The following is a 12,191-nucleotide window of genomic DNA, read 5'->3' as shown; positions in this document are numbered from 1 at the left end:
TGTCCGTGGACGACCAGAGCCGCTACAAGCCTCCCGACGAGGAGGGCACGCCGGAAGGCGTGCGGATCATCGGCGCCGAGGAGGCGGCGGAGGCGGTCGAGCGCGGTGATCTGGCGTCCCGGCGCCCTGCCGACGCGCCCCGGTTCGGTGACCGGCCGCCGGCACCGGCGGGGCCCCGCCCGCCGTTGCGGTTCCCGTTGCCGGAGTCGGCCGACCCGGCCTCGCTCGGGCGCCCGCAGCCGGCGGGCGCGGCGCCGAACCTGCCCCACTGGACCGAGCCGGCCACCGGCGAGGTGCCCCGCATCCTGGCCGAGGGCTCCGACGAGGGCGGCGCCGAGGGCGGCGACGACCTCGATGCCTGGTCGTCGTTCGCGCAGGCGCCCCGTTGGCGCGACCAGCCCTCCGACTGGGAGGAGCCCGACTACGAGGACGGTTCCCTGCTCGCCGACGAGACCACACGGCTCGGCGCCCTCGATCCCGACCGGCCCGGCGAGGCCGAGCTGTTCTCGTTCGACGACGTCGAGCCCGACACGGTGGTGACGCCGATCCGCAGCCGCGCCGTGGCGGCCCCCGCCGAGGCCGGCCACGCCCCCGCCACCGGCGACATGGGCCGCAACCTGCCGCTCGCCGTGGGCACGGCGGTCGGCCTGGCGGCCGTGGCGCTGGTGCTCTTCTACATCGGGCCCGGCGCCGCCATGATCCTGGTCACGCCGATCCTGGTGCTGGCCGCGGCCGAGCTGTTCGGCGCCCTCCGCAAGGCCGAGTACCAGCCGGCCACCCTGCTCGGGCTGGTGGCTGTCGGCGCCCTCGGGCTGGCCTCGTTCTGGCGGGGCGAGTCGGCGTACCCGCTCGTGCTGTTCCTCACGGTTGTCTTCGGCCTCCTGTGGTACCTGGTGGCCGACACCATGGACCTTCCGATCCCCAACCTGGCGATCACCCTGCTCGGGGTGCTCTACGTCGGCGTGCTCGGGTCGTTCGCGGCGCTCCTGCTCAAGTTCCCGAACGGCATCGGGATGCTGCTGGGCGCCGTGATCGGGGCCGTCGCCTACGACGTGGGTGGCTTCTTCGTCGGGCGCAGCGCCGGGCGCAGCCAGCTCGCCCCGGACGTCAGCCCGGGCAAGACCTACGAGGGCCTGATCGGGGGCATGGTGCTCGCGGTGCTGGCCTGCGTGGTGATCGTCGGGCGGATCACCCCGTGGAACTCCTTCGGCGACGCGCTGCTGCTCGGCGTGGTGGTGGCCGTGGCCGCCCCGCTCGGCGACCTGTGCGAGTCGATGCTCAAGCGCAACCTGGGCATCAAGGACATGGGGGGGATCCTCCCCGGGCACGGCGGCCTCCTCGACCGCTTCGACACCCTCCTGTTCGTGCTGCCGGCCACGTACTACCTGGTGCGCGTGCTCGACCTGTTCTGAGCCGGCCCCTTGCCACCGGTCACCGTCGCCGTCGTCGGGTCCACCGGCTCGATCGGGACCCAGACGCTCGACGTCGTCCGGGCCGAGGGAGACCGGTTCGAGATCGTGGCGCTCGGGGCGGGCTCGTCGGTCGACGCCCTCGCCCGCCAGGCGCACGACGTGCGGCCCCGGGTCGTGGCCATCGCCGACCCCGGTGCCGCCTCCGCCCTGGCCGAGCGGGTGCCGCCCGGTACCGAGGTGGTGGCCGGGCCCGACGCCCTGGCGGCCATCGCGGCCGAGGCCGACGTGGTCGTGAACGGCGTGGTGGGCTTCGCCGGGCTCCCCGTCACCTTGGCCGCCCTGGGTGCCGGCCGCAGGCTCGCCCTCGCCAACAAGGAGTCGCTGATCGCCGCCGGACCGGTGGTGCAGCGGGTCCGGGCCACGCCGGGAGCCGAGCTGGTGCCGGTCGACTCGGAGCACAGCGCGGTGCACCAGTGCCTGCGAGCCAGCATCGACGGAGCCGGGCGCGAGCTGGCGCGCATCGTCCTCACGGCCAGCGGCGGGCCCTTCCGCGGGCGGAGCCGGGCCGAGCTGGCCTCGGTCACGGTCGACGACGCGCTGGCCCATCCCACGTGGCGGATGGGGCCCAAGATCACGGTCGACTCCTCGACCCTCATGAACAAGGGGCTCGAGGTGATCGAGGCCCACGAGCTGTTCGGCACGGGGTACGACCGCATCGAGGTCGTCGTGCACCCCCAGTCGATCGTGCACTCCATGGTCGAGTTCACCGACGGCGCCACCATCGCCCAGCTGTCGCGTCCCGACATGCGCCTGCCGATCGGCTACGCCCTCGCCTACCCGGAGCGGCTCGGCACCCCGTTCGGCCGCCTCGACTGGGCGGAGCTGGGACGCCTCGACTTCGAGCCGCCCGACGGCGACGCGTTCCCGTGCCTGGCCCTCGCCGACCGCGCCGGGCGGGTCGGGGGGACGGCACCGGCCTGGCTGAACGCCGCCAACGAGGTGGCGGTGGCGGCGTTCCTCGACGGGCAACTCGCCTGGGTCGCCATCCCCGAGGTGATCGCGGCCACGCTCGACCGCCACGACGGGGCTGCCGCCGACTCGGTGGACGCGGTGCTCGATGCCGACCGCCGGGCGCGGGCTGCGGCCGGTGCCGAGGTGCGCCGGCGGCGGGCCGCGTGACGGCGCCTGCGGCCGTGCCGCGCGAGGTGGCTTCCGGCGCCGTTCGGGGGAGAATGGCTCCGTGAACGACGCCGAGAACACCTCTGTCTCGCCGCCCCCGGACGGGGGAGCGCCGACACCCGACCCCAGGGGTGAGCGACCGCGGGGCGCCGGGATCCGACTCGCCCTGCTCGTCGCCGGGGTGGTGGCGCTCGGCGTGCTCGGGTCGGTGTCGGCGGTCGTGGTCGTGCTGGCCCTGATCGTCGTGATCTTCCTGCACGAGCTGGGCCACTACGTGATGGCCAAGCGGGCCGGCATGAAGGTCACCGAGTTCTTCATCGGGTTCGGGCCGCGGATCTGGTCCACGCGCCGGGGCGAGACCGAGTACGGCCTCAAGGTCGTGCCCGCCGGCGCCTACGTGCGGATCATCGGGATGAACAACCTCGACCCGGTCGATCCGGCCGACGAGCCGCGCACGTACCGCCAGGCGTCGTACCCCAACCGGATGGCGGTGGCCCTCGCGGGCTCGACCATGCACTTCCTGATCGCCCTCGTGCTGCTCTTCGTGCTCATCGTCGGCTGGGGGCTGCCGCGGGAGGACACCTGGGAGGTCGGCGCGCTGTCTCGGCTCGAGACCGGGCCCAGCCCCGCCGAGGATGCCGGGCTGCGCCTGGGCGACCGCATCGTGGCCGTCGACGGCCAGCCCACGCCGACCTTCGACGACGCCGTGGCCATCATCCGGGCCTCCCCCGGCGAGCAGGTCACCCTCACGATCGAGCGCGACGGGCGCACCCTCGAGGCCACGACCACCCTCGCCGACCGCAACCCCGACGGCGAGCCGGTCGGCTTCCTGGGGGTGGGCCCGGACTACCCGTTGGTGCGCGAGGGCCCGCTGGGCGCGGGGCGCCGGGCCGTCGTGGAGTTCGCGGACACCATGTGGCTGTCGGTGCGGGCCCTCGGGTCGTTCTTCACCCCGTCGAGCCTGGGCGACTACGTCGACCAGGTGGTGGGTCGCCAGCCACAGGGCGCGTCGGGGACGTCGGGTGCCGGCGACGGCGGTGACGGCAACCGGCTGCTGTCGCCGGTGGGGGCGGTGCGCATCGCGTCCCAGGCCGCCGACGCCGGGATCGCGGAGCTGCTCAGCTTCCTGATCGCGATCAACATCTTCATCGGCATCTTCAACCTGGTGCCGCTGCTCCCGCTCGACGGGGGGCACGTGGCCATCGCCACCTACGAGCGCATCCGCTCGCGGAAGGGCCGCAGGTACCAGGTCGACGTGGCCAAGCTCCTCCCCGTCACCTACGCGGTGGTGGTCGTGCTCGTCACGCTGGGCGTCACCGCCCTCTACCTCGACCTCACCGACCCCGTCTCCAACCCCTTCTCGCCGTGAGCCTCACCGCCTACCCCCGGCGCCCCACCCGCCAGATCACCGTGGGCTCGGTGGCCGTCGGCGCCGACGCGCCGGTCTCGGTGCAGTCGATGACCACCACCAAGACCGCCGACGTGGATGGCACGCTCGCGCAGATCTACGCCCTGGCCGGCGCCGCCTGCGACATCGTGCGCTGCACCTGCAACGACGGCGAGGCGGCCGAGGGGCTCGCCCGGATCGTCCCCCGGTCGCCGCTGCCGGTGGTGGCCGACATCCACTTCCAGTACAAGCTGGCCCTGGCGGCGCTCGAGGCCGGGGTCCACCAGCTCCGCCTCAACCCCGGCAACATCCGCAAGCCCGAGCACGTCAAGGCCGTCGCCACGGAGGCCCGCGACCGCGGCATCTCCTGTCGGATCGGGGTGAACGCCGGCAGCCTCGACCCCGAGCTCTACGAGCGCCACGGGGGCGCGACGCCCGAGGCCATGGTCGAGTCGGCCAAGCGGGAGATCGGCTACTTCGAGGAGGTCGGCTACGACCTCATCGAGATCTCGGTGAAGTCGTCGAACGTGCCGGTGATGATCGAGGCCTACCGGCTGCTCGCCGACGTCACCGACCACCCGCTGCACCTCGGGGTCACCGAGGCGGGGCCCCCGCCGGCCGGCATCGTGAAGGCCACCGCCGGGATCGCCACCCTGCTCGCCGAGGGGATCGGCGACACCATCCGCTACTCGCTGACGGCCGACCCGGTGGAGGAGGCCCGGGCCGGGCGCACCCTGCTCGAGGCGCTCGGGCTCCGCGAGCGGCGCGGCATCGACCTCATCGCCTGCCCGTCGTGCGGCCGGGCCGAGATCGACGTGATCGCCGTCGCCGGCGCCGCGCAGGCCGCCCTGCAGGAGCGCAACCTGCCGTTGCAGGTCGCCGTCATGGGCTGCGTCGTCAACGGGCCGGGTGAGGCCCGCTCTGCCGACCTGGGCATCGCCGCCGGGCGACACAAGGGCCACCTGTTCATCAAGGGCGAGGTCGTCCGGGTGGTGCCCGAGGCCGACATGGTGGCGGCCCTGGTCGAGGAGGCCGAGCGCCTGGTCGCCGAGGGCGTCGAGGCGCGCCTGGCGGCGCGCGACGTCGACGCCGCGGCCGAGGCCGAGGCCGATCGCGTCGCGCTGCTCGACGAGCAGGGCGCCGACGCCAACGCCAGCGAGCAGCGCGTGGAGCTGATCCGCCACACTCTCGAGGACTGACAGGGCCAGGCTCGCCGGCCGGGGTCTCCGCCCGGGATCTTCGGGCCGTCGGGTGATCGGTCGGCCGGTAGGTTGGCGACCCATGGCCAAGGCTCCGGTGCTCACCCCCCAGTCCGACGACTTCCCCCGCTGGTACCAGGACGTCGTCGCCAAGGCCGAGCTGGCCGACAACGGGCCGGTCCGCGGCACCATGGTCATCCGCCCCTACGGGTACGCCATCTGGGAGCGGATCCAGGCCGAGCTCGACCGCCGGATCAAGGAGGCCGGGGCCGAGAACGCCTACTTCCCGCTGTTCATCCCCGAGTCGTACCTCCACAAGGAGGCCCAGCACGTCGAGGGCTTCAGCCCGGAGCTGGCGGTCGTCACCCACGGCGGCGGCAAGAAGCTCGAGGAGCCGGCGGTCGTGCGGCCCACCAGTGAGACCGTGATCAACGTCTACTTCTCGAAGTGGGTGCAGAGCTACCGCGACCTGCCGCTGCTGCTGAACCAGTGGGCCAACGTCGTGCGCTGGGAGCTCCGCCCCCGCCTCTTCCTGCGCACCACCGAGTTCCTGTGGCAGGAGGGGCACACCTGCCACGCCACCCAGGCCGACGCCCGCTCGTATGCCGTGCGGATCCTGCGGGACGTCTACGAGGACGTGATGGTGAACGTGCTGGGGGTGCCGGTCTTCCTCGGCACCAAGACGGCCGACGAGCGCTTCGCGGGGGCGATCAACACGCTCGCCTGCGAGGCCATGATGCGCGACGGCAAGGCCCTCCAGATGGGGACGAGCCACGAGCTGGGCCAGAACTTCGCACGCGCCTTCGGCACCCAGTTCCTGGACGAGAACGGCGAGCAGCTGTTCGTCTGGCAGACCTCGTGGGGGGTGTCCACCCGGCTCGTCGGCGGGCTGGTGATGGCCCATGGTGACGACGCCGGGTTGCGGCTCCCCCCGGCGGTGGCCCCGACGCAGGTGGTGGTGCTGCTCGTGCGGGCCGAGGACGGTGCCCCCGCTGCGGCTGCAGCGCTGGCCGACGAGCTGCGGTCGGCGGGCCTGCGGGTGCACCTCGACGACCGGGTCGAGACGTCGTTCGGGCGTCGGGCGGTCGACTGGGAGCTGAAGGGCGTGCCCGTCCGGCTCGAGGTCGGCCCCCGTGACCTGGCCACCGGCCAGGTCACGCTGGTCCGCCGGGACAGCTCCGAGAAGGCCGCGGTGCCCCTGGCCGGGGTGGTCCACCGCACGCGCGACCTGCTGGCCGAGGTGCAGAGGGCGCTGCTCGCCGAGGCGCGCGACTTCCGGGATGCCAAGACGGTCGACGTCGCCTCGGTGGCCGAGGCCGTGGAGGCGAGCCGCAGCGGCTTCGCCCGGGTGCGGTGGGGGGAGGTCGGTGCCGATGGCCTGGCCGCGATACACGGCGCCACGGCCACCGTACGCTGCCTGCTCCGGCCCGACGGGGGGCTGCCCGACGAGGAGTCCCCCGACCTCGTGGCCCTGGTCGGCCGGGCCTACTGACCGCCCGCAGGCCGGCCGCGACCCCCGGTCGCCCCACCGGTCCCGGAGGGGGCAACCGCTATACTCGGCCAGTCGTGTCCGTGGCTGGTAGCCGAGGCGTGGGCTCTGCCCACGCCTCGTGTGTCTGTGGAGGTCCTGCGCGTGTGGAGGTGGTGCGGCGAGGAGCGGAGCCCCGACGCGCCCGCAGGGAGGCCGCGATGACCGCCCCGGACCGCCTCACGGAGATCATCGAACCGGTGATCGCCGGGCTCGGCCTGGATCTGTACGACCTGGAGTCGGGCGGAGGCCTGGTCCGGGTGCTCGTCGACCGGCCGGGCGGTGTCGATCTCGATGCGCTCTCGGCGGCGACCAGGGCCGTGTCGGGCGCCCTCGATGCCGCCGACCCGATCGCCGGCCGCTACACCCTCGAGGTCTCCAGTCCGGGCCTCGAGCGGCCGCTGCGGACGCCGGCCCACTTCGAGCAGGCCCTCGGCGCCACGGTGGCCGTGCGGACACGACCCGGATCGGAGGGGGAGCGGCGAGTGCGGGGGGTGCTGCGCGCCGCCGGGGCCGACGGCATCGTGGTCGAGCTGGACGAGCCCGCCGCGACCGGGGCCGGCCCGGCCGAACGTCGCCTCCGCTACGACGAGATCGAGCGAGCCCGAACCGTGTTCGAGTGGGGTCCGGCGCCGCGGCCGGGCTCGACCAAGCAGAGCCAGCAGAAGAGGGCAGCATCGCGATGACCGCCAACCCCGAGATCATGGACGCCCTGCACGCGCTCGCCGTCGACAAGGGCATCTCCGTCGACGTGCTCCTGATGGCCCTGGCCAACGCGCTGGAGTCCGCCTACAAGCGGATGCCCGGCGCGGCCGAGGAGGCCTACGTCACGATCGACGGCGAGACGTTCGAGATCACCGTCATGGCCCAGGAGATCGACGAGAACGGCGCGATCGTCCGGGAGTGGGACGACACCCCGGCCGACTTCGGGCGGATCGCCGCGCAGACGGCCAAGCAGGTGATGCTCCAGCGCATCCGCGAGGCCGAGCGCGAGATGAAGTACGAGGAGTACGCGGGGCGCGAGGGCGACATCGTCACCGGCATCGTGCAGCAGAGCGACGCCCGGTACACCCTCCTCGATCTGGGCAAGGTGGAGGCGCTGCTCCCGCAGGCGGAGCAGGTGCCCTACGAGCGGCCCGAGGCCGCGGCGCGCCTCAAGGCCTACATCGTCGAGGTGCGCCGCACCGCCAAGGGCCCCCAGATCGTGGTCAGCCGCACGCACCCCGGCCTAATCAAGCGGCTCTTCGAGCTGGAGGTGCCCGAGATCGCCGACGGCGTCGTGGAGATCAAGGCGTGCGCGCGCGAGCCGGGCCACCGCACGAAGATCGCCGTGTGGTCGAACGACCACAACGTGGATCCGGTCGGGGCCTGCGTGGGTGCGCGGGGCGGCCGGGTGCGCATGGTCGTCAACGAGCTCCGCGGCGAGAAGATCGACATCGTGCCGTTCTCCGACGACTCCGCCGAGTTCGTGGCCAAGGCGCTGTCTCCGGCCAAGGTGAAGGAGGTCCGGATCGACGAGATGACCGGCGTCGCCGAGGTGATCGTGCCCGACTACCAGCTGTCGCTGGCCATCGGGAAGGAGGGCCAGAACGCCCGGCTGGCGGCCCGCCTCACGGGCTGGCGGATCGACATCAAGAGCGAGACGCAGCTGGCCGAGGAGGAGGCCTACGGCGGCGAGGAGTGGGCGCAGGGCCAGTGGGTCCAGAACCCGACGACCGGTGAGATGGAGTGGGTGCCCGCCGAGGGCGGACCGGCCGTCACCGCCGGCCAGTGGTCCGACCTGGCCGGGGCCGCGCCCGACGGCGCCACCGACCTGGCCGCCGACGCCACCGAGCGCGTGGTGCTCGCCGAGGCCTTGGCCGAGGCGGCCGACGAGGCCGGTGGCGAGGCCGGCGACCTGCTCGAGGCGACCGCCGAGGAGCTGGCCGTCGAGGCCGCCGACGAGGTCGCGGCGGCCGAGGAGCTGGGCGCCATCGCCGACGAGCTGGACGAGGTCGCGGCGGCCGAGGAGCTGGGCGCCATCGCCGACGAGCTGGACGAGGTCGCGGCGGCCGAGGAGCTGGGCGCCATCGCCGACGAGCTGGACGAGGTCGCCACGGCCGAGCGGGTCGCCGAGGCGACGGTCGAGGCCGATGCGGAGCCGGAGGGGGGCGAGGCCGGCTGAGCGGCGAGGGCGGCCGGCCCCCGCAGCGCACCTGCATCGGGTGCCGCCGGGTCGCGCCGGCCTCCGAGCTGGTGCGGGTGGTCCGCACCGCCGACGGTGGTCTGGTCGCGGGGCGCACCCTGCCGGGACGCGGCGCGTGGCTGTGCCGCCCGGCGGATGCCTGTCTGCAGCTCGCAGTGCGCCGCCGGGCCTTCGCCCGAGCGCTGCGAGGCGACGTCCGCCCCGGGGCGGACGAGGTGCTGCGCGCCGCGCTCGGGGGCGGTGGCGACCCGACGACGCGTCGAGCGTCTCGCACGGCACACTGACGGAGAGCCGTTCGTGCCCGAGGGCAGGAACGTGCGAGGATGGAGGGCCGCTTCGGCGGGCGGCAGGGTGTGGCGCGCTCCGCGCTGCGCCGTGGACCACACCGGTCGACGGAAGGACTGGGACAAGCACGTGGCAGGAAACATCCGGGTCTACGAGCTCGCTCGAGAACTCGGGCTGACGAACAAAGAGACCCTCGACCTGTGCGCCGAGCTCGGGATCGGGGTCAAGAGCCACTCCTCGAGCATCGTGGAGCCCCAGGCAGACCGCGTCCGCCGCAAGGCCGAGCGCGAGGGCCGCACCCGCCCCGTGCAGCCCGAAGAGCCCGCCGTCGAGAAGCCGGCCAAGGTGACCAAGGCGACGAAGGCCGCCAAGGCGGCCGAGCCGGCCGCGGCCGAGACGCCGGCGCGGCCCGCCGAGGTGGCCCCGGCCCCGGCCCCGGCCCCGGAGGCGGAGGCGCCTGCGCCCGAGACGCCGGCCGAGCGGCCGGCTGCGGCGGCCGCGCCCCTCACCGAGGAGCCGGCCCGGCCGGCCGAGCGGCGGCCCCTCGTCACCTCGAGCGGAACCGAGCACCTGGTGCGGAGTCGACCGGCCGACATCCCGCCGCCACCGCGGGCTCCGGCTCCCGCTCCGGCTCCCGCCGCTGCCCCTGCCGAGGTTGCGACACCTCCTCGGCCGGCCGAGGGGGTGCGGCCCGCGGCTGCCGCGGCGCCGGCGGCCCGCCCGGTCCCGGGTGCGGCCCCCCGCGCCCCGTCGGGTCGCCCGATGCCGCCCCCGCCCGGTCGCCCCCCGGCCGCCCCCTCGGGCGGTCCGGTGCCGACCGCGCCCGTCCAGCCCCCGATCTCGGCCACGGGCAAGCCGATCCCGCCGCCGCCGCGGCCACCGCTGTCACCCTCGGGGCGGCCCATCCCGCCGCCCCCGGGACCGCCCCGGTCGTCGTCGGGCCGTCCGATGTCGCCCCCGGGCGGCCGAGGCCCGCGCCCGAGTGGAGCCCCGGGCGGCGGTCCCGGTCGCGGCGCACCCGGCGGCGGTGTGCGCACCGCCGGGGGTCCGGGCCGGCCCGGTGGGGGTCCCGGCGGTCCCCCGGGGCGCGGCCCCGGTGGGGGTCCCGGCGGCCGAGGCGGCCCGCAGCGGCGCGCTCCGCGTCGGTCGAAGCGCCGTCGCCGCAACCTCGAAGAGCTCCAGCCCCAGACCATGACCTCGTACACCCCGTCGAGCGCGCCGGTGCCCGAGGGCACGGTGATCGTCGAGCGCGGGGCGTCGGCCCAGGAGCTGGGCCCCAAGATGAACCGCACGGCGGCTGACGTCGTCCGGTTCCTGATGCAGCAGGGCGAGATGGTCACCGCCACCATGTCGCTCACCGACGAGCAGATCGAGCTGTTCGCCCTGGAGCTGGGGGCCGATCTCCTGCTGGTCGACCCCGGCCAGCAGGAGGAGCTCGAGCTCCAGGCGCTGTTCAACGACGACGACGACGAGGACGAGGCGCTGCAGGAGCTGCGCCCGCCGGTCATCACCGTCATGGGCCACGTCGACCACGGCAAGACCCTCTTGCTCGACCGGATCCGGGCCACCAACGTGGTCGCGGGCGAGGCCGGCGGGATCACCCAGCACATCGGTGCCTACCAGGTCGTGAAGGACGGGCGCAGCATCACCTTCATCGACACCCCCGGTCACGAGGCGTTCACCAAGATGCGCGCCCGTGGAGCGGAGGCCACCGACATCGTGGTGCTGGTGGTGGCGGCCGACGACGGCGTGATGCCCCAGACGGTCGAGGCGCTGAACCACGCCAAGGCGGCGGAGGTCCCGATCGTGGTCGCCATCAACAAGGTCGACCGTGAGAACGCCGATCCGAGCCGCGTGATGCAGCAGCTCTCCGAGGAGGGGCTCATCCCGGAGGCCTGGGGCGGCGACACCATCATGGTGGAGCTGTCCGCCCTGCAGTCGATCGGCATCGACGAGCTCCTGGAGCAGCTGCTGGTCGTGGCCGAGCTCGAGGAGCTCACCGCGAACCCTCACGGGAGAGCCAAGGGCGTCGTGCTCGAGGCCAACCTCGACGTCGGCCGGGGCCCGGTCGCCACGGTGCTCGTCGACAAGGGCACCCTCGAGGTGGGCGATCCGATCGTGGCCGGCGCCGCGTGGGGCACGGTCCGCGCGCTCATCGACGACCACGGCACCCAGGTCAAGCAGGCCGGCCCGTCGGCCCCGGTGCAGGTGCTCGGGCTCTCCACCGTGCCGAACGCCGGCGACGAGTTCCGGGTCGCGCCCGACCAGAAGACGGCGAAGACGGTGGCCGAGGCCCGTGAGTGGCGGCAGCGGTTGAAGGCCCAGCGCGGCATCGCGGCGGTCACGCACGGCGGCGTGAAGCTCGAGGACATCTTCGACCAGATCCAGAAGGGCGAGGTCGCCACCCTCAACCTGGTCCTCAAGGCCGATGTGCAGGGCTCGCTCGAGGCGCTCACCGAGAGCCTCCGCAAGCTCGAGCGCGACGAGGTGAAGCTGGCCTTCGTCCACCGCGGCGTCGGCGGCATCACCGAGAACGACATCCAGCTGGCGGCCACGACCAACGCCACCATCATCGGCTTCAACGTGCGACCCGACCGCAAGGCGAGGGAGCTGGCCGAGCTCGAGGACGTCGAGATCCGGACCTACGAGATCATCTACCAGGTGCTCGAGGACATCGAGAACGCGATGGTCGGCATGCTCGCTCCGGAGTTCGAGGAGGTCGTCACCGGCGACGCCGAGGTGCGGGAGATCTTCCGGATCCCGCGGGTGGGCGCCATCGCCGGCTGCTACGTCCGCAACGGGGTCATCACCCGTGGCTCGAAGGTGCGGTTCCTGCGCGACGGCGTGATCATCTGGAAGGGGTCGATCTCGTCGCTCAAGCGCTTCAAGGAGGACGCCCGTGAGGTGCGGGAGGGCTTCGAGTGCGGCATCGGGCTGTCCGACTTCCAGGACCTGAAGCCCGGCGACCTCATCGAGACCTTCGAGGAGCGGGAGATCCCGCGCACCTAGGCCGCGG

General features: G+C 73.9%; 8 protein-coding genes and 1 pseudogene. All 9 read left to right on the top strand.

Annotated elements, in window-relative coordinates; translation table 11 throughout:
* Nucleotides 1-5 precede the first annotated feature (5 nt).
* The 9 genes and pseudogenes from IPM45_04900 to infB all read left to right on the top strand — a co-directional run bounded on the left by IPM45_04900 (nt 6) and on the right by infB (nt 12,184).
* On the top strand, nt 6-1,412 hold the full coding sequence (locus IPM45_04900; protein ID MBK9178902.1) for a phosphatidate cytidylyltransferase: 1,407 nt from the start codon (nt 6-8) through the stop codon (nt 1,410-1,412).
* A 9-nt stretch (nt 1,413-1,421) separates the two neighbouring features.
* Nucleotides 1,422-2,591 carry a 1-deoxy-D-xylulose-5-phosphate reductoisomerase gene (locus IPM45_04895; GenBank protein ID MBK9178901.1) on the top strand — a complete coding sequence of 390 codons (1,170 nt, stop codon included), beginning with the start codon at nt 1,422-1,424 and terminating at the stop codon, nt 2,589-2,591.
* Between the two features lie 61 nt (nt 2,592-2,652).
* Nucleotides 2,653-3,960: a site-2 protease family protein gene (locus IPM45_04890; GenBank protein ID MBK9178900.1), complete on the top strand. Its 1,308-nt coding sequence runs from the start codon at nt 2,653-2,655 to the stop codon at nt 3,958-3,960.
* A complete protein-coding gene (gene ispG, locus IPM45_04885) occupies nt 3,957-5,177 on the top strand; it encodes a flavodoxin-dependent (E)-4-hydroxy-3-methylbut-2-enyl-diphosphate synthase (protein ID MBK9178899.1) in 1,221 nt (406 codons plus the stop codon). Before IPM45_04890 ends, ispG begins: the two co-directional genes overlap by 4 nt.
* 82 nt (nt 5,178-5,259) lie before the next feature.
* Nucleotides 5,260-6,669 carry a proline--tRNA ligase gene (locus tag IPM45_04880; GenBank protein ID MBK9178898.1) on the top strand — a complete coding sequence of 470 codons (1,410 nt, stop codon included), beginning with the start codon at nt 5,260-5,262 and terminating at the stop codon, nt 6,667-6,669.
* Nucleotides 6,670-6,866: 197 nt separating this feature from the next.
* On the top strand, nt 6,867-7,391 hold the full coding sequence (locus tag IPM45_04875) for a ribosome maturation factor RimP (protein ID MBK9178897.1): 525 nt from the start codon (nt 6,867-6,869) through the stop codon (nt 7,389-7,391).
* Nucleotides 7,392-7,408: 17 nt separating this feature from the next.
* A pseudogene (nusA, locus tag IPM45_04870) lies at nt 7,409-8,668 on the top strand (transcription termination/antitermination protein NusA).
* A 197-nt stretch (nt 8,669-8,865) separates the two neighbouring features.
* Nucleotides 8,866-9,174, top strand: a complete 309-nt coding sequence (locus IPM45_04865; GenBank protein MBK9178896.1) for a YlxR family protein — start codon at nt 8,866-8,868, stop codon at nt 9,172-9,174.
* Between the two features lie 1,192 nt (nt 9,175-10,366).
* Nucleotides 10,367-12,184 (top strand): translation initiation factor IF-2, encoded by a 1,818-nt coding sequence (gene infB / locus IPM45_04860; protein ID MBK9178895.1) that lies wholly within the window; start codon nt 10,367-10,369, stop codon nt 12,182-12,184.
* The last annotated feature ends 7 nt before the right edge of the window (nt 12,185-12,191 follow it).

It is taken from the genome of Acidimicrobiales bacterium, assembly GCA_016716005.1.
Lineage (GTDB): Bacteria > Actinomycetota > Acidimicrobiia > Acidimicrobiales > JADJXE01 > JADJXE01.
The sequence above is the reverse complement of the archived record's forward strand: the minus strand, read 5'-3'. Positions and strand labels throughout refer to the sequence as shown.

What these genes read in the sequence shown, in the direction of transcription:
- IPM45_04880 (MBK9178898.1), top strand. Translation starts at nt 5,260, where the DNA reads ATGGCCAAGGCTCCGGTGCTCACCCCCCAGTCCGACGACTTCCCCCGC.
- IPM45_04875 (MBK9178897.1), top strand. Translation starts at nt 6,867, where the DNA reads ATGACCGCCCCGGACCGCCTCACGGAGATCATCGAACCGGTGATCGCC.
- infB (MBK9178895.1), top strand. Translation starts at nt 10,367, where the DNA reads ATGACCTCGTACACCCCGTCGAGCGCGCCGGTGCCCGAGGGCACGGTG.